At 58.7% G+C, this 25,116-nt stretch carries 23 protein-coding genes and 1 tRNA gene; 16 read left to right on the top strand and 8 right to left on the bottom strand.

Annotated elements, in window-relative coordinates:
* Window positions 1-2: 2 nt before the first annotated feature.
* Together mreC and GOB87_RS08805 are read right to left on the bottom strand one after the other, a co-directional pair.
* The gene (gene mreC, locus GOB87_RS08810) at window positions 3-1,085 is read right to left on the bottom strand and encodes a rod shape-determining protein MreC (protein ID WP_166315368.1); all 1,083 of its coding nucleotides are present in this window, start codon (window positions 1,083-1,085) and stop codon (window positions 3-5) included.
* A gap of 200 nt (window positions 1,086-1,285) precedes the next feature.
* Window positions 1,286-2,332, bottom strand: a complete 1,047-nt coding sequence (locus tag GOB87_RS08805) for a rod shape-determining protein (protein ID WP_166315365.1) — start codon at window positions 2,330-2,332, stop codon at window positions 1,286-1,288.
* A gap of 406 nt (window positions 2,333-2,738) precedes the next feature.
* On the opposite strand from GOB87_RS08805, the gene GOB87_RS08800 reads away from it, so the two are divergent.
* The 11 genes from GOB87_RS08800 to GOB87_RS08750 all read left to right on the top strand — a co-directional run bounded on the left by GOB87_RS08800 (window position 2,739) and on the right by GOB87_RS08750 (window position 12,454).
* A complete protein-coding gene (locus GOB87_RS08800) occupies window positions 2,739-3,023 on the top strand; it encodes a hypothetical protein (RefSeq protein WP_242006262.1) in 285 nt (94 codons plus the stop codon).
* A gap of 104 nt (window positions 3,024-3,127) precedes the next feature.
* Window positions 3,128-3,529: a YMGG-like glycine zipper-containing protein gene (locus GOB87_RS16780; protein WP_242006261.1), complete on the top strand. Its 402-nt coding sequence runs from the start codon at window positions 3,128-3,130 to the stop codon at window positions 3,527-3,529.
* Between the two features lie 144 nt (window positions 3,530-3,673).
* Complete coding sequence (locus GOB87_RS08790) at window positions 3,674-4,306, top strand: 50S ribosomal protein L25/general stress protein Ctc (RefSeq protein WP_166315362.1); 633 nt, start codon at window positions 3,674-3,676, stop codon at window positions 4,304-4,306.
* A gap of 56 nt (window positions 4,307-4,362) precedes the next feature.
* Window positions 4,363-5,004, top strand: a complete 642-nt coding sequence (gene pth / locus GOB87_RS08785) for an aminoacyl-tRNA hydrolase (RefSeq protein ID WP_166315359.1) — start codon at window positions 4,363-4,365, stop codon at window positions 5,002-5,004.
* Window positions 5,004-6,098, top strand: coding sequence for a redox-regulated ATPase YchF (gene ychF / locus GOB87_RS08780; RefSeq protein ID WP_166315356.1), 1,095 nt, complete (start codon window positions 5,004-5,006; stop codon window positions 6,096-6,098). The genes pth and ychF overlap by 1 nt, the downstream gene beginning before the upstream one ends.
* A gap of 39 nt (window positions 6,099-6,137) precedes the next feature.
* Window positions 6,138-7,409: a glutamate-5-semialdehyde dehydrogenase gene (locus GOB87_RS08775; RefSeq protein WP_166315353.1), complete on the top strand. Its 1,272-nt coding sequence runs from the start codon at window positions 6,138-6,140 to the stop codon at window positions 7,407-7,409.
* 13 nt (window positions 7,410-7,422) lie between these two features.
* The gene (locus GOB87_RS08770) at window positions 7,423-8,088 is read left to right on the top strand and encodes a nicotinate-nucleotide adenylyltransferase (RefSeq protein WP_264805740.1); all 666 of its coding nucleotides are present in this window, start codon (window positions 7,423-7,425) and stop codon (window positions 8,086-8,088) included.
* 119 nt (window positions 8,089-8,207) lie between these two features.
* Window positions 8,208-8,663 carry a ribosome silencing factor gene (gene rsfS, locus GOB87_RS08765; protein WP_166315480.1) on the top strand — a complete coding sequence of 152 codons (456 nt, stop codon included), beginning with the start codon at window positions 8,208-8,210 and terminating at the stop codon, window positions 8,661-8,663.
* Window positions 8,664-8,900: 237 nt separating this feature from the next.
* Window positions 8,901-10,019, top strand: coding sequence for a THUMP domain-containing class I SAM-dependent RNA methyltransferase (locus GOB87_RS08760; protein ID WP_166315350.1), 1,119 nt, complete (start codon window positions 8,901-8,903; stop codon window positions 10,017-10,019).
* A gap of 90 nt (window positions 10,020-10,109) precedes the next feature.
* On the top strand, window positions 10,110-10,565 hold the full coding sequence (locus tag GOB87_RS08755) for a 23S rRNA (pseudouridine(1915)-N(3))-methyltransferase RlmH (protein WP_166315347.1): 456 nt from the start codon (window positions 10,110-10,112) through the stop codon (window positions 10,563-10,565).
* 176 nt (window positions 10,566-10,741) lie between these two features.
* Window positions 10,742-12,454 carry a hypothetical protein gene (locus GOB87_RS08750; protein WP_166315344.1) on the top strand — a complete coding sequence of 571 codons (1,713 nt, stop codon included), beginning with the start codon at window positions 10,742-10,744 and terminating at the stop codon, window positions 12,452-12,454.
* A gap of 1,104 nt (window positions 12,455-13,558) precedes the next feature.
* Here GOB87_RS08750 and GOB87_RS08745 read toward each other — a convergent pair.
* Window positions 13,559-14,500 (bottom strand): LysR family transcriptional regulator, encoded by a 942-nt coding sequence (locus tag GOB87_RS08745; protein ID WP_166315341.1) that lies wholly within the window; start codon window positions 14,498-14,500, stop codon window positions 13,559-13,561.
* A 69-nt stretch (window positions 14,501-14,569) separates the two neighbouring features.
* Window positions 14,570-14,785 carry a hypothetical protein gene (locus GOB87_RS08740; RefSeq protein WP_166315338.1) on the bottom strand — a complete coding sequence of 72 codons (216 nt, stop codon included), beginning with the start codon at window positions 14,783-14,785 and terminating at the stop codon, window positions 14,570-14,572.
* A gap of 367 nt (window positions 14,786-15,152) precedes the next feature.
* Here GOB87_RS08740 and GOB87_RS08735 point away from each other — a divergent pair, with 367 nt between their 5' ends.
* The 3 genes from GOB87_RS08735 (at window position 15,153) to GOB87_RS08725 (ending at window position 18,584) form a co-directional block, all read left to right on the top strand.
* The gene (locus GOB87_RS08735) at window positions 15,153-15,374 is read left to right on the top strand and encodes a hypothetical protein (RefSeq protein WP_166315335.1); all 222 of its coding nucleotides are present in this window, start codon (window positions 15,153-15,155) and stop codon (window positions 15,372-15,374) included.
* Window positions 15,375-15,761: 387 nt separating this feature from the next.
* Window positions 15,762-16,679 carry an MIP/aquaporin family protein gene (locus GOB87_RS08730; protein ID WP_166315332.1) on the top strand — a complete coding sequence of 306 codons (918 nt, stop codon included), beginning with the start codon at window positions 15,762-15,764 and terminating at the stop codon, window positions 16,677-16,679.
* 159 nt (window positions 16,680-16,838) lie between these two features.
* Window positions 16,839-18,584 carry an oleate hydratase gene (locus GOB87_RS08725; RefSeq protein WP_166315329.1) on the top strand — a complete coding sequence of 582 codons (1,746 nt, stop codon included), beginning with the start codon at window positions 16,839-16,841 and terminating at the stop codon, window positions 18,582-18,584.
* 212 nt (window positions 18,585-18,796) lie between these two features.
* Here the strand turns inward: GOB87_RS08725 and GOB87_RS08720 are convergent.
* The 4 genes from GOB87_RS08720 to GOB87_RS08705 all read right to left on the bottom strand — a co-directional run bounded on the left by GOB87_RS08720 (window position 18,797) and on the right by GOB87_RS08705 (window position 21,627).
* Window positions 18,797-18,871, bottom strand: a tRNA-Thr gene (locus GOB87_RS08720).
* A gap of 47 nt (window positions 18,872-18,918) precedes the next feature.
* Window positions 18,919-20,043, bottom strand: coding sequence for an anhydro-N-acetylmuramic acid kinase (locus tag GOB87_RS08715; RefSeq protein ID WP_166315326.1), 1,125 nt, complete (start codon window positions 20,041-20,043; stop codon window positions 18,919-18,921).
* 10 nt (window positions 20,044-20,053) lie between these two features.
* The gene (locus GOB87_RS08710; protein ID WP_166315323.1) at window positions 20,054-20,845 is read right to left on the bottom strand and encodes an ABC transporter ATP-binding protein; all 792 of its coding nucleotides are present in this window, start codon (window positions 20,843-20,845) and stop codon (window positions 20,054-20,056) included.
* Window positions 20,842-21,627 carry an MlaE family ABC transporter permease gene (locus GOB87_RS08705; RefSeq protein ID WP_166315320.1) on the bottom strand — a complete coding sequence of 262 codons (786 nt, stop codon included), beginning with the start codon at window positions 21,625-21,627 and terminating at the stop codon, window positions 20,842-20,844. The genes GOB87_RS08710 and GOB87_RS08705 overlap by 4 nt, the downstream gene beginning before the upstream one ends.
* A gap of 285 nt (window positions 21,628-21,912) precedes the next feature.
* On the opposite strand from GOB87_RS08705, the gene GOB87_RS08700 reads away from it, so the two are divergent.
* Together GOB87_RS08700 and GOB87_RS08695 are read left to right on the top strand one after the other, a co-directional pair.
* The gene (locus GOB87_RS08700; RefSeq protein ID WP_166315477.1) at window positions 21,913-23,226 is read left to right on the top strand and encodes a UDP-glucose dehydrogenase family protein; all 1,314 of its coding nucleotides are present in this window, start codon (window positions 21,913-21,915) and stop codon (window positions 23,224-23,226) included.
* A gap of 102 nt (window positions 23,227-23,328) precedes the next feature.
* Complete coding sequence (locus GOB87_RS08695) at window positions 23,329-24,531, top strand: acetate/propionate family kinase (protein WP_166315317.1); 1,203 nt, start codon at window positions 23,329-23,331, stop codon at window positions 24,529-24,531.
* Window positions 24,532-25,116: the final 585 nt, after the last annotated feature.

Genomic DNA, 25,116 nt, shown 5'->3' with positions numbered 1-25,116 from the left:
TCTTATCCGCGCCCGGAAGGAAGAGGGGACGAGGGCATGACGGGGGTAGCCTCACCCTGATCTTCCGGGGAAGAGGCGGGAGCCGTATCCGCAGGAGCGGGCGTTTCCTCGCGGTGAGGAGCGGATGTTTGGATAGGACGGTCGTCCTGATGTCCCGTCATGCCGCCGACCACGCCATCAAGAGTCATGCCTTCCATGGGATTGTTGTGTTTGGCCATGTGGCCGCGCTGGGGAGCCACCGGCACGCGACCCGGTGCATCTGGCGCATCGATGGTTTCTGTCTCGAAGTCGAACACGCGCAAAATGTGCAGATGATCCAGTCGGGCATAGGGCATGACAATGGGGGTTGCCGCACGGATGTAATGTACCGTTCCCACAGGCAGACCTCCGGGCAGCAGATCGCCCTGTCCAGACGTGACCACGCGCTCGCCTTCCACGGGATGATTATCCTGAGCGTAAAACATCAGGCGGGGCATAGGGGAATTATCCCCTGCCATGATGGCGGTACCATGGCTGCTTTCGAGCATGACCGGAATGCGACTTGCCACGTCATTGATCAGCAGGACACGCGCTGAATGATGCCCGGTTTCGGTGACACGTCCCGCAAAGCCATCAGCGGCCAGCGCAATATTGCCGACACGCACGCCACTGTCCGGTCCGGCATTGATGAGAACGGCGTGAGAATACAGCCCTCCTATATCGCCAACCACCCGTGCGGTCACGAAGGATGGGACAGGATCGGGCATCCAGTGGAGGTTTTCCTTGAGCGTGGCATTTTCCTGCGTGAGGGAAATGGCGACGTCATACCATCCACGCAGGGTTTCATTCTCTGAACGCAGGCGCGCGTTTTCCTGTGCCAGATGCCCGATACCGCGTAGCTCGGACAGCGCCGCCGACATCTCGTCTCCGGGCGTGGCCACCAGCGACCACAAGGGAGACAGCACATCCGCCACAGCCATGCGGGCGGCCACCGTTGCCCGTTGGTCAGCCCAGCCAAGCAGTATGGTGGCAATCGACAGCAGCAGCATCGCAGGGAACCAGAGCCGGTCCAGCGCCTGACGTATCTGGATGGAGACGGGAATCACCGTTTCGACATCCAGTCCTCGTGCCCACGGGCCGAGTTCGTCACGCAGGGATATGCCCGCTTCATTGCCTCTTTCTCAGCCAAGGAACCTCCCGCCTTCCGAGGCTTCTGGTCCCCGGCCTACGCCGCCCGCATGGGCAGGCTGGCGGTCTCAATCCACATATTGGCAAAAAGTTGCGGGCAATGCATGGACATTTTTCGTCAATACATCGTTGTCAGAACGTCGCGCAGACGTTTCATCTCTTCCAATGTGCGACCGGTGCCCAGCGCCACGCAGGAAAGCGGATCTTCCGCAACCGTCACAGGCAGGCCTGTGGACAGCCGCAGAACTTCATCCAGACGATAAAGAAGTGCTCCACCGCCGGTCAGGACGATGCCCTTGTCCACAATGTCGGCCGCAAGTTCGGGAGGTGTGTTTTCCAGCGTCAGTTTTACGGCTTCGATGATCTGAGTGATGGGCTCAGCCAGACTCTCCGCAATCTGGGCCTGCGAGACCACGACTTCTCGTGGGACGCCGCTGATGAGATCGCGTCCTTTTACGTGTTGAAGCGGGCCGGGATCGTTCGGATCGTCGGGCATCATGGCGGAGCCGATGGACATCTTGATCCGCTCGGCCGAACTCTCGCCGATCAACAGGCTGTGCATGCGACGGATATAGGAAATGATCGCCTCATCCATCTTGTCGCCGCCCACGCGCACCGAGCGGGCATAGACAATACCACCGAGCGAGATCACGGCCACTTCGGTCGTGCCGCCGCCGATGTCGACGATCATGCTGCCGGAAGGTTCGGTCACGGGCAGTCCTGCACCGATGGCGGCAGCCATGGGCTCCTCGATCAGGAACACCCGGCGGGCGCCCGCGCTTTCGGCGCTTTCCTGAATGGCCCGACGCTCCACGGCCGTGGAGCCGGAGGGCACGCAGATGATGACCTGTGGGCTGGTGAAAATGCTGCGGTTGTGAACGCGCCGGATGAAATGTTTGATCATTTCCTCCGCCACTTCGAAATCCGCAATCACGCCATCGCGCATAGGGCGGATGGCGGTGATGTTGCCGGGCGTGCGGCCCACCATCTGTTTGGCTTCTTCGCCAACGGCGAGCACCTGTTTCTTGCCGCGAGATTCCGCAATCGCCACAACGGAGGGCTCATTGAGGACAATGCCTCGGCCCTTGACATATACGAGCGTATTGGCGGTGCCGAGGTCGATTGCCATGTCAGCGGACATGAGACCCAGCAGGCGAGCGAACATCCACAACTCCTGGCCAGCAAGTGCGTCACGCGCCCCGTTGCGCGGACGGACATTCCCGAAACCCCCGCATGGCCTGCCGACGGGCACTCAGGCATCCGGTTGAAGACCCGATGGTGTCGTGCGTCATTTCTGGCCACGCGCTGGGCCGAAGGTGGCTTAGCGAGGCCGCCCCGTTCCCGCAAGGTCCATGATCGAGAAAGCTTCATGGAAATTGAGAAAAGGGTCGGAAGAAAAGATTTTCCGGTTTCAGAATGGAAGACGAAAAGTGCTGTGCCCGGAGTGTTCATCTTTTGACGTGTGTCTGTCTGCAACTGCCTCAGCTTGCTTTCGTTTCTGCTCTGCCAAGACAATTTCGTGCCGCAGCTTTCATGACGCGGGCATGAGAGGGATTCAAAGGTGACATTATATGAACTGTGCATCGACAGATGAACGCAAACACCGTGGGTGGCACATCCTTCTGGTCCTGTTGCCACTCCTGCTGTTGGGTGGTTGCGGGAGTCCTTATAGCCCGGGAGCCCGGGCCGGTTCGGGGGCGTTGATCGGAGCGGGTGGTGGTGCGCTGATCGGTGGGGTCGCGGGTGGTGGTGGCGGAGCGGCTATCGGTGCACTTGCAGGCGGCGCCACGGGAGCGGCCGTAGGAGCGGCAACGACGCCGAATCGTCCCAACAGCGGTGGCTATCGTAGTCGTTGATCGATACATTTGCGCCATATTCGCGCCATGGGCAGGGAGCAGGACAAGACTGCGACTCTCGTCTATGTGTCGCGTGCACCGCAACGTCGGATATCAGGAATATGATGAGGCTGAAGACTACAACTACAGTTGCCGCTCTCGCACTTGCTAGTTTGCTTGCTGGCTGTGGCGACCCCTATAGCCCCGGTGTGCGGGCAGGCAATGGTGCGTTAATTGGCGGTGGCAGCGGTGCCGCCATTGGTGCGCTGGCCGGTGGTGGGCGTGGTGCGGCCATCGGTGCAGTAGCTGGCGGTTTGCTTGGTGCAGGCACGGGCGCGCTGACCACCCCGAACCGACCCGGCGGAGACTATCGCAGCGGTTATCAACAGCCGCAATATCAGCAGCCCACACAGCCCGGAAACTACCAGCAGCCACAGTATCAGCAACAGTACCGGCAGCCTACACAGCAGTATTATCCGCAGCAGCAACAGCAGCAGGGTAGCTATTATCAGCAGGGCAGCTACTGATAACACTGGCTTGAAAACATGACGCGGCGGAGGTTGCCCGTCGTCTTCTGGTTTGCGTCAGGCGGGGTTTTGCGTTAAGCACCCGCCTCCGCACCGGCACCCCTGGAGGCCGGCGTGTGTTCGCATACTCAGGAGCTTATCAAAGTGGCGACGAAACTGATTCCGATTCAAGCATCCCTGCGCGCGAAGGCTGGTAAGGGGGCAGCGCGCGCAACCCGTCGTGAAGGTCTGGTTCCGGCCGTGATCTATGGCGCGAAAAAGGATGCCACCCTGATTGCCCTTGATCCGCGCATCATCATGCGTGAACTGCACAAGCCCGGCTGGCGCTCGCATGTCTATGAAATCACTGCGGGCGACATCAGCGAGCGCGTTCTCATGCGCGACATGCAGTTCCATCCGGTGACGGACGCGCCGATCCACGTGGATTACCAGCGCCTTGCGCCGGGTCATAAGGTCCATGTCGAGGTTGCCGTGCATATTGTCGGCGAAGAGGTTTCTCCGGGCATCAAGCGCGGTGGCGTGCTCAATGTTGTGCGCCACACCATTGAAGTGACGGCTGACCCGGAAAACATTCCGGAGCTTTTCACGGCCGATATCTCCGAGTTGGACATCAACGACAACGTGCGTTGGGATGATCTCAAGGGCACCGAGGGCGTTGTCGCGACCGTGCAGATCCCGAACTTCGTCGTGGCGACCATTGCCGCGCCGACGGTCGATGTCGAAGAAGAAGCTCCCGCGGCTGAGGCTGAAGCCGCACCTGCTGAAGAAAAGAAGTAAGGAGGCCCGCCGGGCCGGGGAAGCCATTCTTCTCCGGACCCACGGGACAGACCGCCATGAAACCGGCGCTCCAGCTCTGGGTGGGTTTGGGAAATCCTGAGCCTTCCATGAGCCGCAACCGCCACAATATCGGCTTCATGGCGGTCGACGCCATTGCGAAGCGCCATGGTTTTTCGCCATGGCGCAAGCGGTTTCGTGGCGAGGTTGCCGAAGGTCGTGTAGGTGGTGCGAAGGTGCTGCTGCTCAAGCCGATGACCTATATGAACCTCTCGGGCGACAGCATTCGCGAGGCCGCGACGTTCTACAAAATTCCCCCCGATGCCATCACTGTCTTTCACGATGAGCTTGATCTTGCTTCCGGCAAGGTTCGTGTGAAGAAAGGTGGTGGTGCGGCCGGTCATAATGGCCTGCGCTCAACGGATCGCCAGCTTGGAACGCCAGATTACTGGCGCGTGCGTCTGGGCATAGATCACCCCGGTTCCAAGGAGCGGGTGCATGGCTGGGTGCTGGGCGATTTCGCCAAAGCCGACCAGTCTTGGCTGGATGATCTGATGGATGCCATCTCCGATGCTGTCCCCCTATTGGCAGAAGGACAGCGAGAGGCTTTCATGAGCCGTATCGCCCTTCTCATGGCTAACACTCCCCAACCCCCGACACCACCCGGTCCCGGAAAGGGCCAGACAGGAGTAAGAGACTGATGGGCTTTAACTGCGGCATTGTCGGACTGCCCAATGTCGGCAAGTCCACGCTCTTCAATGCCCTGACCGCCACGGCGTCGGCGCAGGCGGCCAACTATCCGTTCTGCACCATTGAGCCGAATGTTGGGCGTGTGGCTGTGCCCGATCCACGGTTGGAGAATCTGGCCCGCGTCGGCAAATCCCAGAGGATTCTGCCCACGAGCCTTGAGTTCGTGGATATTGCCGGATTGGTGCGCGGCGCGTCACGCGGGGAAGGTCTGGGCAATCAGTTTCTCGCCAACATCCGTGAAGTGGACGCCATCATCCACGTTTTGCGCTGTTTCGAGGATGACGACATCACCCATGTTGAAGGGGGCGTCGATCCGGTGCGTGATGCCGAGATCATCGAGACCGAACTGATGCTGGCCGATCTGGACTCGCTGGAGAAGCGGATTGTCGCCCTTCAGAAAAAGGCTCGCGGCAACGACCGGGAGGCGCAGGCTCAGGTCGAACTGATGGAGCCGCTGATTGCCGCGTTGCGTGAGGGTCGTCCGGCGCGCACAGTCATTCCTGCTGGACAGGAAGCCACAGCTGCACGTCTTCAGCTGATGACGACGAAGCCCGTACTCTATGTCTGCAACGTAGAAGAAGGTTCAGCAGCGACGGGTAATAATTTCTCGAAGGCCGTCGAGGAACGCGCGAAGGCCGAAGGGGCTGCCTGTGTCGTGGTATCCGCTGCCATCGAGGCTGAAGTCAGCCAACTTCCCGCCGAAGACCAGAAAGAATTTCTTGAAGGTCTGGGGCTGGAAGACAGCGGTCTCGACCGTGTGATTGCTGCTGGCTATCGCCTGCTCGGTCTGTCCACCTATTTCACGGTGGGGCCGAAAGAGACGCGGGCATGGACCATCACGGCTGGCACGAAGGCTCCTCAGGCTGCGGCTGTCATCCATAACGACTTCGAGCGGGGCTTCATTGCCTGCGAGACCGTCTCTTATGACGATTATGTGAAGTATAATGGGGAGGCAGGCGCCAAGGAAGCGGGCAGGATGCGTGTCGAGGGACGCGATTACATCGTGCAGGATGGCGATGTTCTGCTGTTCCGTTTCAACGTCTGACCGAACATCCACAAGCCAAGAGAGGACAGGGGACCAGAAATGAGCGCCAGCACGCAGGCGGAAGCGACCACACCCGGCGCGATCGAGGCCATGGCCCGCGCAGCTCGGGTGGCAGCCCGGACGCTGGCGCAGTCGCCAACCGTGGAGCGTGACAAGGCGCTGTGGGCGGCTGCGAATGCCCTGCGCGAAACCCGCGATGTCATTCTTGAAGCCAATGCGAAAGATCTGGCGGCTTACAAAGGCAGCGAGGCTTTTCGGGACCGACTGACTCTGACACCCGAGCGCATCGAAACGATGGCAAAGGGGCTGGAGGATATGGCGGACCTGTCCGATCCGGTCGGCCGTATCCTCAGCGAATGGACGCGCCCGAATGGATTGAAGATCCGCCGCGTGGCCACCCCCATTGGGATTTTGGGCGTGATCTATGAGAGTCGTCCCAATGTCGGCGCGGATGCTGCGGGGTTATGCATCAAGTCCGGCAATGCCGTTATCCTGCGCGGCGGTTCCGAGAGTTTTCACTCCGCACAGGCGATCCACGCGGCCATGGTGGCGGGTCTGAAAGCGGCCGGGTTGCCTGAGGCGGCGGTGCAGGTAGCGCCGAGTACTGACCGTCAACATGTCTCAGACATGCTGCAGGCGGCGGGTCTGATCGATCTGATCATTCCGCGCGGCGGCCGTTCTCTGGTCGAGCGCGTGCAGAACGAAGCGCGGATTCCTGTGCTCGCGCACGCGGAGGGACTTTGCCACACCTACATCCATTCCGCTGCCGAGCCGCAGATGGCGCGGCGCATCATCTGTAACGCCAAGATGCGCCGTCCGGGCATTTGCGGTGCGACCGAGACGCTGCTTATCGACAGCGCCATTGCCCCGTCGCTCCTGCCGGACATTGTTTCGGACCTGCGCGAACTGGGATGTGCTTTTCGTGCGGATGCGCGAGCCAGAGCCATTGTGCCTGACCTGTCGGCAGCCACAGAGGCGGATTTCTCCACGGAGTGGCTCGATGCCATTCTGTCCGTGGCGGTGGTCGATGGGGTGGATGCAGCGCTGGAACATATCGCGGTGCATGGCAGCGGGCACACGGAGGCCATCATCACATCGGACGAGACGGTTGCCACGCGCTTTCTCAATGGAACCGACAGCGCGGTGGTGATGTGGAACGCTTCCACTCAGTTCTGTGACGGTGGAGAATTCGGTTTCGGTGCGGAAATCGGCATTGCGACGGGGCGTGTCCATGCTCGTGGTCCGGTTGGGCTCGAACAGCTTACGACCTTCCGCTACGAGGTTCTGGGGACGGGTCAGGTCCGTCCGTAAGGTCCGGCAGGCCGTGCCGGTTCATCATGCCACGCTGCCTGTGCGGGGAGATAGGCGCGCGTTGCGGATCGGTCTCCTCGGCGGCTCGTTCAATCCGGCCCATGAAGGTCATATCCAGATCGCCCGGCGTGCGTTGCATGTGCTGGGATTGGATCAGGTGTGGCTGATGGTGTCTCCCGGCAATCCGCTCAAGGAAAAGCGCGGTATGGCCTCGCTGGCATTGCGTCTTGCGTCAGTAAGACGGCTGGCGTGTGAGCCGCATCTTGTGCCGACCGCGATCGAGGTGCGTCTGGGCACACGCTATGCGGTCGATACGGTGCGTGCGCTCAGGAGGCGATTCCCACGCGCGCATTTTGTGTGGCTGATGGGGGCGGATGTCTTTGCCGAGCTTCCGCGCTGGCATCGCTGGAAAGCCTTTGTGCGGGAGGTGCCGATTGCCGTCATGCCGCGTCCGGGCAGCACGACGGCGGCGCTGCACGGCCAGACGGCGCAACGGTTGCGCCATGCGCGGCTGCCGGTGGGACGTATTCGTCAACTTGTCGAAAAAACCCCTCCAGTCTGGGCTTTTCTTCCGGGGCCACAGAACGGTATATCGGCAACTGCCCTGCGTCGTGCAGGCAGCACGGAATCCTTACGTCAGACAGATCGGGCATCCACCCGGCAGGAGATACGGTCATAGCCAGGAAGCCCCCTTCCGATACGGAAGCCAAGCGTCGCACGGCGGGAGCCGGTCCGGCGTCTGCCGCGCCGCGTGTGCCTGCCAAGTCCAAGACAGCGACCAAGCCCGTCGATCCCGCTCTGGCGGAAGCCGTGAAGGCGCCGGGCACGCCCCGCAAGAAGGCTGCGGCTGCCGGCCCGCGCAAGGAGACGAAGAAGCGTCCGCATGCGCCTGCGGATGAACTGGAGACGTATCTCAAGCTCATCACGGAAAGCATCGACGATGACAAAGGTGAGGACATCGTCGTCATCGATCTGACGGGGCGTGCGTCCTTTGCTGACCGCATGGTGATCGCCACGGGCGTGGCGGATCGTCAGATCGCAGCCATGTCCCAGCATATCGAACGCAAGCTGCGTGAAGCCGGCCTCAAGCGTATTCTCGTCGAGGGCGCTAACGGGTCTGACTGGGTGCTGATCGACGCGGGTGACATCGTCATCCACCTCTTCAAGGCGGAAGCGCGCACGCTTTACGGACTGGAACAGATGTGGGGCAGCGATCTCGACGAGACCACGGAGGGTGAGGTCACCAGACTCTGATTGCGTCATGGATCGGTGCGCTACAGTGCCGATCCCAAGCATGTGGGCGGACGACTCAGGTTGTTCCGATGTCCCCATAATATGGACGATTGCAATCCTGCTTGACGCCTGAAGTCCATTTCAAGCGTGCCTGACTTTGACGGTGATACGCCTTTTCCGCGCAGTCGCTCCGGTTGGAGTGTCGTGCGACGGTTCGGCATGTTGCCCTGACCGCTCCTTCCTGCCATTGCAGGCATCATGACGAAGAGCGCGGATTTCGAGATATTTCTTGCCACTAACCCCGGTCTTGAAGCTGTGCTGTGCGATGAGGTGCGGTACAAGGGATTCAAGCGACCGGTGGCCGTTCCGGGTGGTGTCATCACGCATGGCGGATGGCCTGAGGTATGGCGGGCCAATCTGTGGGTTCGAGGTGCGACGCGCGTTCTGGCTCGTATCGCCTCCTTCCGGGTCACGCATCTCGCGCAACTCGATCAGTTGGCACGGCAGGTCCCGTGGAGCCACGTTCTGCGTGCGGATGTGCCTTTCCGTGTCGAGGCCGTGTCGGTAGGTTCGCGCCTTTATCACGAAAAAGCGGTGGCCCAGCGGATCGGCACGGCCATTCATGAGACATTGGGCGCCCCCCAAAGTCCCGACGCAGAAATTGTCGTGCGGGCACGACTAGAGCGCAATGTCTGCACATTGAGTGTCGATACGTCTGGCGAAATGCTGCACCGGCGTGGGCATAAGCAGGCCGTCAACCGTGCTCCCCTTCGTGAGACAATGGCGTCTCTTTTTCTGCGACAATGCAGTTTTACGGGAGAAGAGCCTGTGCTCGACCCGATGTGCGGTTCGGGCACGTTTGTCATTGAAGCCGCCGAGATTGCGGCACGGTTGAACCCCGGTCGGTCGCGACATTTTGCGTTTGAACAGCTTGCAACATTCGATGCGCAAGCATGGGAAAAGATGCGCGGCGTACAAAGCGCCCGTACGCCTGTGGTAAGGTTTTATGGAAGTGACCGGGACGCAGGTGCAATCCGCATGAGTCGTGACAATGCGGAGCGGGCAGGGGTGGCGTCGTGGACGGAGTTCGTGGAACGGACGATCAGCGAGATCACGCCACCGGAGGGACCGCCCGGTCTTGTCATAACCAATGCGCCTTATGGGAACCGGATTGGCGATCGGAAGCGTCTTATGCCACTGTATCGGGCCTTGGGGCAGGTGCTTCTGGCACGTTTTGGAGGCTGGCGCGCGGGGGTGGTCACAACCGAACGGCATCTGGCCGAGGCAACGGGGTTGCCGTTTCTTGCGCCCGAAGCGCCTGTACCGCATGGCGGTCTGCGGGTTACATTGTTTCGGACCGCACCGCTGCCTCGATAAGCGCATCTGGCACCGCATGATGGTCTCATGTTTCCGCATGCGGCATAGATGGGAAATGGCTGAAATCTCTCTTTTCCGAACAGTGTCTTCATGCGCCTGATAGCCATTGGACGCATGAAGGATGCCCACGAACGCGCTCTTATCGAGCGTTACTGCAAGCGCCTTGATCCATCTCTGACGATTACGGAACTGCCGGATGGAAGAGGCGCGCCGGTCGAGATCAAACGGCGTGAGGCCTCCGCCCTTCTTGGGGCGCTGCCGGATCGTGCCCTCGTGGTGGCTCTCGATCTGGGTGGAAAGGTTCTGACCAGTGAAGCATTTTCGACGCGGCTTTCAGGATGGCTGGAAACGGGACGAACGGTCTGTTTCCTGATCGGGGGAGCCGAAGGATTTGATGCCTCCGTTATAGAACGCGCGGACGCGACCCTGTCGCTGGGGAGCTTGACCTGGCCGCACATGCTGGCGCGGATCATGCTGGTGGAACAGATCTACAGGGCTCGCGCCATCGCCTGCGGTCATCCCTATCATCGCTCGGGTCGTCCCTGAGGCGGCGCAAGTGTGGGATGAATGCGTCACTTTTGGGGAAAAGAAACACGCCGTTCTGTTTCAATTTGACTTGGTGGGGACGCAACCATATCGCTAATAAATCGTTAAAGCCGATTCCATTCTTGCTCGGGAGCCAGAGGAAACGGTCACGTATTTTAGTAGGGATATGATTGCAGATGACTGATTCTTCGCAGATTCTTGCAGCGGCGACGAGCGGTACATCTTCGACGGATCAGACGCTTGCAACAGTGACGCCTGTTGCGTCCACGGCGGACACATTGGCCGCAGCCTATAGTACAACTACGGATACGACGCCTGTTGCGACGACGGGGGCTACTGCCTCTGATTACACAAGCAACAGCGCAACGGTGGCGAGTGCTGCTGACACTCTCGCCACCACGGGAACCGGAACCGCCACGTCTTCGCCGTCTTCGCCGTCTACGACATCTTCAACATCGACCAATGGCAGTGGCAGCCTGACGTTTCTGTCTACGGACACGGCACAGACCACGTCTTCCACCACCTCTGCGAACGATACTTTCAGTTGGTCCAGCACGATCTATCCAACGAAGCCGTTTTTTGTGTCTACCCAAACAGATCAGTTGATCGACGACAGCGTGACATGGGCGTACCAGTCGGTTCTCGGGCGTACGCCGACAAGTACCGAACTGAGCAGCAGTGCGTCCGACATTACCGTCGTGAAGATGGATTCCTATGGGGATTATTACTCGGATTATTCCGGATTGGTCAGTTCGCTGGCGCAATCATCGACAGCGAGCAGCGCACTCCAGTCCTTGTTCGTGGATCTGACGGGCGATGAGGCATCTTCCCGCGTCATCAGTCAGGGGCAATCGATGCTGGCCGCAGGCGATACGTTCGCCTCTCTGAAGCAGGATGTGGTCTATTCCCAAGGCACGGCGGACGCCATTATCGCGGCGTATGCCGACAAAGTGGGTGTGACGGTCACGGCAGATAGCGATCAGGTCGCGTCATGGCGTGCGGCGATGGTGTCGAGCGATGTGACGCTGGACAGTTTCGTGCAGCAACTGACCCATAGCGATCTTGCCAGCAGCGCGATCAGCGATGTGTATCAGCAAAAAGCCGATGTGACGGCGTGGCAGGGGCAGATTTCCTATTGGGAGGATTATCTTGCGACGGGAGGGAATTATAACGCCTTCGTGCAGACGATCTCTTCGGGTGTCGAAGCTCAGGATCTGATCGTTCAGACTTATGAGCGCATAGCAGATGTAACTCCCGCCGATTATCAGGTAACAAGTTGGGAAAGCAGCCTTGCCTCAGGTGATAATTATCAGGATCTGATCCAGTGTGTCAGTCACGGTGCGGAAGCTCAGGCACTCATTCAGTCGGTTTATCTGGATAAGGCTGATTTTACAGCCTCGGATTATCAGATAACGGGTTGGGAAGACAGTTTTGCTGCGGGTTCCGGCTATCAGGATTTGATCCAGTGTGTCAGCCATGGTGTGGAAGCGGCGGCTGACATCACAAATATCTATCAGGAGAAAGTAGGCATTACGCCGCTTACGTATCAGATCAGTAGTTGGGAGGATGTTCTCGCGGCCGGCTCGACACATGATTCGGTGGTTTACTGGGTGACGCATGGACAAGAAGCGGCGAGCGAGGTCAGTAGCGCCTATTCGCGAATTCTGGGAGAGACCGTCTCAACGGACACTATCAGCGACTGGGAAAATCAGTTGCAGGCTGGGTCATCCCGCACCACGCTTCTGTATACGCTTTCCCATGGCGACGCGGCGCAGGCCCTTATTACGGCTTTCTATGAGAACACGGCGGCCCGACAGCCTACCACTGATGAAATGACCGCAGCCGAGAACGAACTTCAGGGAACCGGAGCCTATACCGATTTCACCTGAGGATATTGGATAAGGGGCGGCTCTCTTTCATTGAGAGCCACCTGAGAGGTTTAGCGTAACGCGCGATGCCCTGCTTTCCAGCCTCGGTCAAAATTGAGATCGTGGGTTCGCCGCTGTTCGATGTCGGCCAGTTTCCGTTGAGCGGTAAAACAACTCAGAGCGAAATCTTCCATGCCATCACATTGTCTGACTGTGTGATTACTGGTTCCGGCTGCCCAATACAGTGCTCCTTTGCGTCTTTCTCCTGACAGTGAACGCACCCAGCGGTCCCATTTCTTCCGGGCGGCTTCTCCCGCAACGAAAGAATTAGAGGAGATTTTGACGGCAGGTTTATCGGGTACCGAAGTGGGTTCAGCGGAGGCTGTTGTCGTTTGGGGTTCTGGAGCCATTGCTGGAGCCGGGACAGGTGGCTGCTCCGGCGTCTTCGGAACTTCTGAGATGGTCGGAGCGTCCTCATGGGCGACCGTACTAGGTTGAGGAAGTGGCGTTGGAGGTTCTGGCGTCAGCGGGTGAATAGCCGTGTCGGCGCTCTTTTGCTCGGACAAAGGGGCAAGGCTCACTTCGGGGACGGGAAGGGAAGAGCGATTGAGCCATTCGCTTGCTCCTTGCGCAAGAAGCAGCAGGGCGACAATGGCACCGAGGCCTTTGCAGACATTTCCCGTGATATTCCAGACACGTGGAAAAACGCCTGAACGGCCAAGCGGAGTGTTTTCCTGTAATGTCTCTGCGGATGAAGAAGCCGTTGCAGCTTCTCCTTTGCCCGCAGTCGCTTCTTCTTCTCTATGTGCGGCGTCCGCGCAGTAACGCGAGCAATAATGCCCGAACTCCTTACCCTCGAAGGGTTCTCCGCACCACGAACAATGACGCACGCTTCTCCGTCTCCCGTCATATGGAGGGCCGCGCGGTGTGCCAACAAGCCGCTAGAGCGGTTTCGCGGTCCAGTATGAGAAAATAGCCTTGATCCGGCGAAGGTGGAAGAGAAGTTAAGGGACGCTTCGTGAAAATCGATATCTTTTTTTGTGCAGAAAAAAGATATCCAGAATACCTGTTTAGATTGAAGTGGGCTGCCTGCCCTGAGGGACTGACTGCTCAGGGGGGTCGGTGTTACGGGAGGGCAGAGATGGACGATGGGTCCATGGTCTGCTGTTCATCGTCCCATTCCCGGCAAGCCTCACGCAATGTCGAGACAAAACGGCTGACCAAAGGTGTGGGATGTCCTTTCAGCACTGCAATGGCCAGTGAAGCGCGTGGAGCAGGTTCCTCAATTGGATGAAATGTCACGCCTCCCGCGTGGATCTGCGATAATGAGCGCGGCACGACGGATACGCCCAGTCCTGCCGCCACCAGAGGAACCGTTGCTGCAATCTGCGGAGCCTGTTGGCCCATCCGGGGCGTGAAGCCCGCGTTCTGACACGCCGAGAGAATGGCGTCATGAAAGCCCGGACCAAGTTCGCGAGGAAAGATGATGAGCGGTTCATGTTCGAGCATGGACAGCCGGATCGCACCATCGCCCGCGTGAGTGTGGCCGCTTGGGAGTGCGGCGACCGTCGGCTCATCAAGCAACGGATAAACGGCAAGGTTGTCCTCGTCCATCATGGGAGGTCGGACCACGGCCACATCCACCCGACGCTCATGAAGGGCGGTGGACAGCGCAGGCGTGTTGCTCTCCTCGAAAGAGACCACCACCTCCGGCCATGTCTCGCGAAAACGGCGGATGACTTGGGGAATGATGGGCAGCAGCGACACAGCTCCAGCAAGCCCGACACGCAGATGTCCGCGTTCGCCGCGCGAAAGACCTTGGGCCAGAGCCAGAAACTCACCACTCATGGAGAGAATGGCCTGAGCTTGTGGCAAGAGCGTCGCTCCCACTTCGGTCAGTTCCACACCACGGGTCATGCGATGGAAAAGCGTGGCCCCCAACAGGCGCTCGAATTGTTTGATCTGTTGGCTGAGGGGAGGCTGTTCCATACCCAGAGCACCGGCTGCCCGGGTGAAACTGCCGTGTTCGGCCACGGCCACGAAATAGCGCAGATGCCTCAGTTCCATGGTTTGCTCCTCTCACGCTGGAGAAGCCGGGTCAATTGAGAGCACTCTTCTGTGAAGCCGGAACGATCGTCACATTTTCGGTGGCGGACGGGAGAGGTTGAATCTAACGAGAATGACCATGGCCGCCGCGTGGACCTCCTCCACTGGGTGGATGATTGCCTGCGCCGCCATGGGGGCGTCCGCCACCGTGCGGACCGGGTCCATTTTGTCCACCACCTCCACCATGTGGTGGCCTGCCGGGTGGCATTCCGCTCCAGCCTCTTCCGGGTCTTGGACCACGATCATGGGCCCAGCCGGGGCCGGGAGGAGGGCCTCTCCGCCAGCCACCGCCCCATGCGGGAGGCGGTGGGCCGAAACCACCGTAATATGGTCTCTCAACGTAGCCAGAATAGCCATATCCACCGTAGCAGCCGGACAGCGCCAGCATGAGAGAAGCAAGAATGGCGATCTTTTGTGGGTGTGGCATGCGGGCCTCTTGTTTGGTGGCAGGCAGGACACGGAGGCTCAACGGTATCAGGAGTGGCGCTGTTGCTGTGGTCAAACAACGTGGAATTGGGCGTGTCGTTCACGCATGCCATTAGGCGATAAGAAGCTTTCAAGGGGTATGGAGGTGATGGAAGAAATTATTGCCACCTGAGAAAGCTGTTTTTGTATGAATACCCTCAACGATTGCCGACCTCCGGAAGGAACGCAAAGCGGAACCAGACATGTTCTGGAATATAATTCTGAATCTACAGATGTCTTTGTATGGACAGGAGATGTCTGGGACATCATCCCACCCGCCAATATCGACGCTCTTAAGATGGGCAAGGATGGATGGCGTTATGTTTGCGCATGTGCTTCCCCAGTTGTGAAAGATGCGACTGAAGAATGAAATAACGAATCGGAAATTTATTGAAATTTTATAGAGAGAATAATTCTGGAATTGAATGGACGCGGGAACTCTATGGAGCGTAGTTTCATTAATGTTATATGTGAACAGTAAGTTCTCAAAATTCAGAGTCGTCATAAAAGACGAAAGAGATGCGATCCACGCTGCAAGGTCGTGCCCTGCTTTCTCTAAAATGAATCGATGACAGAAATTGTCAGGGATGCTCGTCTGCACAGGGAACAATTGAAACACGTGAGCGTGCAGGTAGCATGCCAATGATGAGATGAGCCGTTGCGGCAATTTCTGACGCGAACCCAATCGAAGCGGAAGCGGCAGGTTTCCCCGGTATGAATTTCGTTGGCGCGGAATAGCAGGGAAGGCAGAAGAGAGATGACTGAAACCCGGCAGGCGGCCCCTCATGTCATGGAGGATCGTCCGCTTGCCGGTCATCCGCACCCCAAGCGTCCTTTTCACTGGAAGCTCTACATTTGTGAAATGGTGGCCACGGCGGTCATGATGCTGTGTGGGATTGTTTCGGTTGCCTTGTTGACCACGCCGCTGACATCTGTAGGGCGCGTTCTTGCGCCGCATCCACTTGTGCAGACGGCGCTTTGTGGCCTCTTCTTTGGACTTTCGGGAACAGTCGCGGCCTTTACGCCGTTTGGTCGTGTCAGTGGGGCGCATCTCAGCCCCTCCATTTCTGTCGCCTTCAGTCTGGCTGGACGATTAAGATTCATTGATTTGTGCGGTTATGTCGTTGCGCAGATGGCGGGTGCCTGTCTGGCGACATTTTTTCTTGCGGAATTGGGCGGTATCTGGCCGTTCTGGGGCCGAATGGCGCATGTGTCGTCTTACGCTGCAACAGTCCCTTTCAGCGGTGTCGCAATCCTCTGGCCATTGATGACAGAAACATTGTTGACCCTGTTTCTCGTGCTGCTGGTGTGCCGTCTGGCGGCTCATCCTTTTCTGAAATGGTTTACGCCTTGGGCGGGTGGCCTGTACTTTTTGATCTGCAATCCGATTTCGGCGTGGTTGTCGGGTAACAGTTCCAATCTGGCCCGCAGTTTTGGGCCAGCGCTTTTCAGTGACCAATGGGGCGGTTTCTGGATTTACGTGGTGGGGCCTTTTGCGGGGGCTTCGCTTGCCACATGGGTGCTGCGTTCCAACCTTCTCGGACGTATTGATCTTGAAGAGGCGCGACTGGTGAATTTTGGTCACCATGGTCGTGTCCCATCGTTATGGCACCCGGGACAGCACTTTACAGAGAGGTCGAAGCCATCCTCCCAATGTTCTGAAGAAAACAAGTGAAGCTTCGGCAGACAGGAGAACAAGAGCGACATCACGCTTTGCGTGAAGATGATGCACGTCAAGGACAGGCGCGAAGAAGAAGCATGTGATCGTCAGCGAAGTTTTCCATATGGAGCGGCGGATGGATACGCTGTCGCCCTGACCGGAGGTGAACATCCCATGAGATATGCTCACAGTAATTTCGAAGCTTTCGTTCGTCCTGAAAAGCCGGCCGGAATTGAAAATCGTTCAGCGTGGATTGTGGGCGGTGGTCTTGCTGGCATGGCAGCGGCAGCATTTCTGATCCGTGACGCGCAGATGGACCCTCAGAAGATCACCATTCTTGAGGCATCGGACGCCGATGGCGGGGCGTTGGACGGCGCTGGCAATGCAGAGACCGGCTGGCTGATCCGGGGTGGCCGGGAAATGGAGGAGCAGTTCCAGTGTCTGTGGGATCTTTATAGTTCCATTCCATCGCTGGAAGTGCCGGACGCCTCCGTGCTCGATGAATTCTATCGTCTCAATCGGGTGGATCCTAGCAGCAGTCCGGTACGGGCAATGTGCGGGCGGGGGCAGCCCCTGCCGGGGCGCGACAAGCTGACGCTGACCGGGAAGGCCCGGAAGGAGATCGTTTCGCTCATCCTTGCAGATGAGGAAAAGCTTGCTGGAAAGACCATCAGCGATGTGCTGTCGGTCGATTTCATGAAGTCGAATTTCTGGCTGTTCTGGCGCTCGATGTTTGCCTTCGAGACCTGGCATAGCGCGATTGAGATGAAGCGTTATCTTGCCCGCTTTATACATCAGATTCTTGGATTGAAGGATCTGCACACCCTGAAGTTCACCAAATACAATCAGCAGGAATCCCTGAGTAAGCCGCTGGTTACATGGCTTGCCGATCAGGGTGTCGTGGTTCGGCATGGTGTGCGGGTAACGAATGTTACGGTCGATACATCGGATGGGAAAAAAGTGGCGACCCATATCGACTGGCTGGAAAACGGTGCGGCAGCAGGTGTCGATCTCAGCCCGGATGAACTGGTTTTCGTTACCAATGGCTCCATGGTGGAGAACTCTCGTTGGGGTGACCATCACATGCCTGCGCCGATCGATTCTTCCATTCACGAAGGAAGCATCTGGCAGCTTTGGCGCAATATTGCGGCGCAGGATCCGGCATTTGGAAGGCCGGATGTGTTCTGCAGTGATACGAAGAAATCTCGCTGGGAATCTGCGACGGTCACGACGCTGGATGAACGCATCCCTGCACTTGTGCATAAGGTGACGGGCCGCGATCCGTTCTCCGGACGGACGGTAACGGGAGGGCCGATCACGATTCAGGATTCCGCATGGTTGATGAGTTGGGTGGTCAGTCGGCAGCCCCATTTCAAAGGGCAGAAAAAAGGGCAGATGGTGGCGTGGCTTTACGGCCTGTTCAGTGATGTGCCGGGTGATTACGTGAAAAAGCCGATGCAGGAATGCACAGGCGAAGACATCACGCGGGAGTGGCTGTTTCACATGGGCGTGCCAACGGATCAGATCGATGACATGGCGGCGAAAGGGGCGATCACACATCCTTGCATGATGCCCTTCATTACGGCGCAGTTCATGCCGCGCTCTCCGGGAGACCGTCCGAAGGTGGTGCCGGACGGGAGTGTCAATCTGGCCTTTCTCGGACAGTTCGCTGAAACGCCGCGTGATACGGTGTTTACGACGGAATATTCCGTCCGCACGGCGATGGAGGCAGTCTATACGTTACTTGATGTTGACCGGGCTGTGCCGGAAGTTTTTGGCAGCATCTATGATGTTCGGATGCTGCTGCAAGCTGCGGGTGAACTGCGGGACGGGAAGAAAGTACCAGCCTCCGGGCTGGTTCGTCATCTGACGGATGGAACGGAAGTGGACAATTTACTGGAGCGTTACGGGCTGATTTAAGATGAAAAAAGTCATCTGCTGATAGGCTTAAGAGACCAACTTCTGCTCTGTGAATGGCATTCCGGTATTTGCGGTGGGCTACGGCCTCAGGGAAAACAGGTGCGTCGAGCAAGATGCGCTGTTGTCCCTGTCTCCAGCTGACAGAAGTAGATATAGGCTTAAAATGAAAGGGTAGCTTACGCTATCAACAGTTTGTTTTTATTGGGAAATCATGGTGCCGGCGGAGAGATTTGAACTCCCGACCTTCTGATTACAAATCAGCTGCACTACCACTGTGCTACGCCGGCCTGACGCGGACTAATTAGTCGTGCTCACGAAGGGCGTCAAGCATGACTTATCTCTCGAAATCACCGAGCCACTGGGGGATGGGATGCAGCCCCGAACATGTCAGCCTTCCACCGGAAATTGACGAGGGAGCGCCTGTGATGAGAGGGGATGAAAGCGGCAGTCCTCTCAATGCTCGCACGGCAAGATAGCCGAAACACTCGGCTTCCAGAGCATCGCCGTTCCACCCGAGCGCTTCAACGGGTTCGACCGATGCCTGAAGGGTATGCCGCAAGCCTTCCATGAACATGGGGTTGTGGCGTCCTCCGCCACAGACAAACCAGACCTCGGGACGATGCGGCAGGGACGTGCGGGCGATCGCCTGCACGGTAAAGGCCGTGAGAGTGGCAGCACCGTCCTCGGGGCTGAGGTTGCGCACGGCGTCGAGAGCCATGGCAAAAGAGAGACGATCCAGAGATTTTGGGGCGGGACGCTGAAAATAAGGGTGGGCGAGCAGGCGTTCAAGAATGTCCCGATCAACGCGACCGGCCCGGGCAAGATTTCCATTCACATCGCAGGAGCGACCGGTGTGCCGAAGTGCCCAGTCATCCAGCAAGGCATTGCCCGGTCCGGTGTCGCAGGCAATGATTGTGCCATCGCGGTCGATAAACGTTACATTGGCCACGCCGCCAATGTTGAGCACCGCCACGGGACGCGGTGCGTCATGCAGGAGTGCTGCGTGGTAACACGGCGCAAGCGGTGCGCCTTCACCGCCAGCAGCGACATCCGCGCTGCGGAAGTCATGAACTACTGCCAGCCCGGTTTCGCGTGACAGCAGCGCGGCATCGCCGATCTGCCACGTCCGGTGTTGGGCGGGAGCGTGGAAAATTGTCTGCCCATGGAAACCGAGCAGATCGATCGGCATTTCGGCGCGCGCGCGGAGTGTTTGCACGGTTTCTACGTGATGGAGCGTGAGGGCGCGCTCAACGGACAGAAGTTCAGGATCATGTGCATCCAGTTCACTCGCACGATCCAGCAGATCGCGGGTGCGCTGGCGCAGTTCAGACGGGTAGGGCAGTTCGAATGACGGTCCATGAGCGAAGACCCGTTCGCCGTCCGTGCGGATCACGGCGGCATCGACGCCATCGAGCGAGGTGCCGCTCATCAGTCCGATAACGGTCAGGGGGCGTGTCATGGAAAGGCCGTCAGCGTCGCAATTCCATGGTGATCGGGCCTTCCCGACGTCCATGGGTGAACTGATCCACCATCGGATTGCCGCTGTGCATGAGCGAACTTGCCGGTCCCTGCCACACCAGTTTGCCGCGATAGAGCATGGCGGCCTGATCGCCAATGCGCTGGGCGGAGGCCATGTCGTGCGTGATGGCAATGGCCGTTGAGCCCATACGCTTCACACAGTCCACGATCAGCCCATCGATCACCGCGCCCATGATGGGATCGAGGCCTGTAGTAGGCTCATCGAAAAACAGGATTTCAGGACGATCCGCTATGGCGCGGGCAAGCCCCACGCGCTTTTGCATGCCGCCCGAAAGCTCGGAGGGATAGAGATCGCCCACGGATGCATCCAGCCCGACCTGCGCCAGAACGTCATTGGCGCGGACGCGGGCCTGTGCGCGGGAGAGGCGAGGGGAGGCTGTTGGGGCAAGCAGGGCGAACGCGACATTTTCCCATACGGACAGACTGTCGAAAAGGGCGCCGTTCTGAAACAGCATCCCGATTTCTTCCAGCCGTTCCTCGCGCTCTCTCTGTGGAGCGCGCAGCACATCCACGCCATCGATTTCGATGATGCCTTCGTCCGGGGTGATGAGACCGAGGATGCAGCGCAGCAGCACGGATTTGCCGGAGCCTGAGCCGCCGATGACGACGAAGGAGGTGCCCTGCGGTACGTCCAGATCAATGCCGTCCAGCACCTGCTTTGCACCAAAGGCTTTGCGCAGGCCGCGAATACGAATCTTGGGAAGGGGGGCTGGCTCGGTCATTGGGCGAAAAACAGATCCGTCAGAAGATAATCGAAGGCCAGCACGAGAATGGAGGCCGAGACCACGGCGGATGTGGTGGCGCTTCCCACGCCTTCCGCGCCGCCACGGCTGGTGTAGCCGTAGTAACAGCCCATGAGCGCGATGAGGAAACCGAACACGGCTGCTTTCACGAGCCCCACGGTCACGTCTTCCACTTTTAGGCCGTTGAGGGTCGCCATGATGTAGGTTTCAGGCGCAAAGCCAAGTTTGGCGGTGGAGACGGTGAAGCCTCCCATCACGCCAAGAATGTCCGCCACCACGACAAGCAGGGGCAGGGAGATGATGCCGGCCAGCAGTCGCGGAGTGACGAGGTATTTCATCGGATTGGTGCGCAGTGTCGTCAGCGCGTCGATCTGATCCGTCACGCGCATGGTGCCGATCTGTGCGGCCATGGCAGCACCCACCCGTCCGGCCACCATCAGGCCCGCCATAACTGGGCCGAGTTCACGGGTTACGGCCAGCACCACGATGTTCGCGATGGCGCTCTGGGCATGATACTGCGCAAAGCCTGTATAGGACTGGAGCGCAATCACACCGCCGGAGAAAAGGGCGGTCAGTGCCACCACCGGAAGGGAGAGAAAGCCGGTATCGCGCAGGGAGCCGAGGAAAACCCGCCAGTAAAAGGGAGGGCGTACCAGATGGGAGAGACCTTCCAACGCGAACAGCGTGATGGCGCCCGTGCCGCAGGCAATAGCCAGCACTGTCCGGCCGATCAGGGCCACAAGATCGAGAAAGGCATTCATCCGGTGGGTCTTGGTCCTTGGTCGTATAATCCGTTGCGTGGTGGACTTTTCGGGTACCGCGCGCAGCGGATAAAGAACATGCCGTAACCCGGGCATCCGCTTACGTCAAAGAACAGTGGATGGAATGAGGCTTTTCTGGAAAGATCATGTCCCTTCCTCTTTTTGCGGCCTTGACCGCGCCCGCTCTGACAGGCTCATTGTTCGTCCTGTCTCGGGGGACAGGCGTTCCCCTATCTGCTCGGACTGGCCCGGAAAACCGGGAGGAGATTTCAAGTGCGTATTGCGATGATCGGTGGAGGCTATGTCGGCCTCGTCTCGGCCGCGTGTTTTGCGGAATTCGGTATCGAGGTCGCGGTTGTCGAAAACAGCCCGACGCGACTGGCGGCTCTGCGCGAGGGGCGTATTCCCATTTATGAGCCCGGACTCGACAAGCTTGTCGAATCGAACATGCAGGCGGGGCGCCTGACATTCGGTGATGACATCGCCGCCGCCGTGAAAGGAGCTGAGGCTGTTTTCATCGCCGTGGGCACGCCGCCCCGCAATGGCGATGGCGCGGCGGACATGCAGTATGTTCACACGGCCGCCCGGCAGATCGCCAACGCGCTGACCGGCTATACGGTCGTCGTCACGAAGTCCACGGTGCCGTGTGGCACCAGCCGCCGGATTGCGGAAATCATCCGCGCGGAGCGGCCGGACGCCGAGTTCGACGTGGCCTCGAACCCCGAGTTCCTGCGTGAGGGCAGCGCGATCGGGGACTTCATGAAGCCCGATCGCGTCATCATCGGTCTGGATCGCAAGGCTGCTGACGGTGGCGAGCGCGCCGAGGCGGTGATGCGCAAGATCTACCGTCCGCTCTACATCATCGAAGCACCGCTGGTGTTCATGAATCTCGAAACGGCGGAACTGACGAAATACGCCTCCAACTCCTTCCTTGCCGTGAAGATCTCCTTCATCAACGAGATCGCCAATCTGTGCGAGAAGCTCGGCGCTGATGTGCATGATCTCGCGAAGGGAATGGGACTGGATGGCCGTATCGGGCGTAAGTTCCTGCACCCCGGTCCGGGCTATGGCGGTTCCTGCTTCCCCAAGGACACGCTGGCGCTCTCGCGTATCGGGCAGGAAGCCGGTAGCCCGATCCGGCTGGTCGAGACCACGGTGCAGGTCAACGATGCGCGCAAAATTGGCATGGCTGGACGCATCATCGCGGCATGTGGCGGCTCGGTGCATGGCAAGAAGATTGCCGTGCTGGGGCTGACCTTCAAGCCCGAGACGGACGACATGCGCGAGGCGCCGTCGATCCCCATCCTGCATCGTTTGGCAGAAGCGGGAGCGGAAGTTCGTGCCTATGACCCAGTGGGCATGGACGTGGCCAAGCCGATGTTGCCGCCCTCTACGGTTTACTGCAAGGACGCGCTGGATGCGGCCAAGGACGCGGACGCGCTGGTCGTTCTGACGGAATGGACGATTTTCCGCGCACTGGCTCCCAAGGCGATTCGTGAGGCCATGAAGGGCAAGGTTGTTGTGGATCTGCGCAACATCTTCGACCCGCAGGCTATGCGTGCCGAAGGGCTGGAGTATCAGTCGATCGGTCGTCCCTGAGACCACCCTTTACCAGCAGCCTCTGTTCGTTACGGAGGCTGCCTGATGCAGCGATCCGTGTCATCATGACGGCTTTCTGCTGCATGAAGGGAGGCTTGCCTGATGCCCCGGATCGTTCTCGCGCTCAACGCTGGCTCCTCCAGCCTTAAATTCTCCGCCACAACTGTTGGAGAGGAAGGTCAGTCGTCGCTTTTGCTTAAAGGCGAGATTGAGGATATCGGCTCTGCCCCCCATTTTGTTCTCAAGAATGCACAGGGAGCCATTCTCGCCGAACGTCGCTGGACAGATAGTGAGACGTCCATGCAGCCGTTGCTGGAAGAAGTGGCGGTCCGTGTGCGTGAACATCTTACGGGCGATGAACTAACGGCTATCGGTCACCGTGTCGTGCATGGTGGGCCGGATCATATGGCCCCTGAGCGGGTTACGCCGGCGTTGATTGCTTCGCTTGAGAAGCTCACCCCCATTGCGCCGCTGCATATTCCTCATAATCTCGCGCTTATCCGTTCAATGATGAAGCTGTGCCCGGACGTGCCACAAGTGGCGTGTTTCGATACAGCGTTTCACAGAACCATGCCTGCCGTGGCGCGGCGGTTCGCTTTGCCTGCGGTTTATGAGGCCGCCGGTGTAAGGCGTTATGGCTTTCACGGCCTGTCTTACGAATACATTGCCCGTAAGCTCGAAAGCATTGCTCCCCATCTGGCAAAAGGACGGGTGATTGTGGCGCATCTGGGCAATGGAGCCAGTCTCTGCGCCTTGCAGGCAGGCCGGAGTCTCGACACGACCATGGGGTTTTCGCCTTTGGACGGACTGGTGATGGGTACACGTTGCGGTGCGTTGGACCCAGCCATTGTGCTGTATCTGGAAAACCAGTTCGGTCTGTCCGTCGATGAAGTGCGGCATCTGCTTTATCGGGAGTCGGGGCTGCTGGCACTCTCGGGTGGCGTGGCAAATGACATGCGCACTCTTTTAGCGAGCGCCGAGCCGAAGGCGCGCGAAGCGGTGGAGATTTTCGTGCATGTGCTGGCGCGGCAGGCTGGCGGCCTGATCGCTTCGCTTCAGGGGCTGGATGGTTTCGTCTTTACCGCCGGGATTGGCGAGCACGCGAGTGAGATCCGCGCGATGGTGTGTGAGAAACTTGCCTGGTTGGGGGTGAAGATCGACCCGCAGGCGAATCTCCGTCATGCGGATATCATCAGTACGCCGGACAGTGAGGTTGAGGTGTGGGTCATTCCGACGGATGAGGATGCGATGATTGTCCGGCACACGTTGGCAGTGCTGGGGGATGGCCGAGCGAGAGCTCTCTGATTTCCGCTTATCTGTGAAGAGAGCGGCATTGGGCATTATGAATTTTTACTGAGATAGGAATGCGTCTATTATAGTAGATATCTCACGGTCAGGTTTTGTGAAGGCCGAATTCTTCACACTCTGAAAGAGAGAGTGTCGTTGTGAAGAGCGTGATCTATCGAATGCGATGGGGACTACGTTGTCCCGGTGGATGCGCATATAAATAATGGCGTCGTGCTTCTCCCATCAGGCACCGACCTCGTGCGGTGCGGTCCGTGGTAGCATTGCAATTATGCAGTTTCGACTGATCGCGTCGAGCTTCTTGGCGAGGGGTTAGGTGGGAATGGCCAGAGCAGGCGGTGAGCAATAACGATGCTGTCAAAAAGGCTATTGCTGGAGCCTGTTTCATCCAGTTCCCATAAATTTTCATGCTCGTTCGCCGTTTAGTGAAAGAACGGACAAAGTGTTTTTATCTTTAGATAAAGTGATCGAAATTGGAGGGATCGAAGAACCCTTGATTGATGTGCTTGGCCGGTAATTTCTGGGTTTTGGCGATTTGATTGACGGTTTTTGCGATGGCGTCCAGTCTGCGTTTTGAGCAGATTG

The sequence above is a fragment of the Acetobacter estunensis genome, from assembly GCF_011516945.1.
GTDB lineage: Bacteria > Pseudomonadota > Alphaproteobacteria > Acetobacterales > Acetobacteraceae > Acetobacter > Acetobacter estunensis.
The sequence above is the reverse complement of the archived record's forward strand: the minus strand, read 5'-3'. Positions and strand labels throughout refer to the sequence as shown.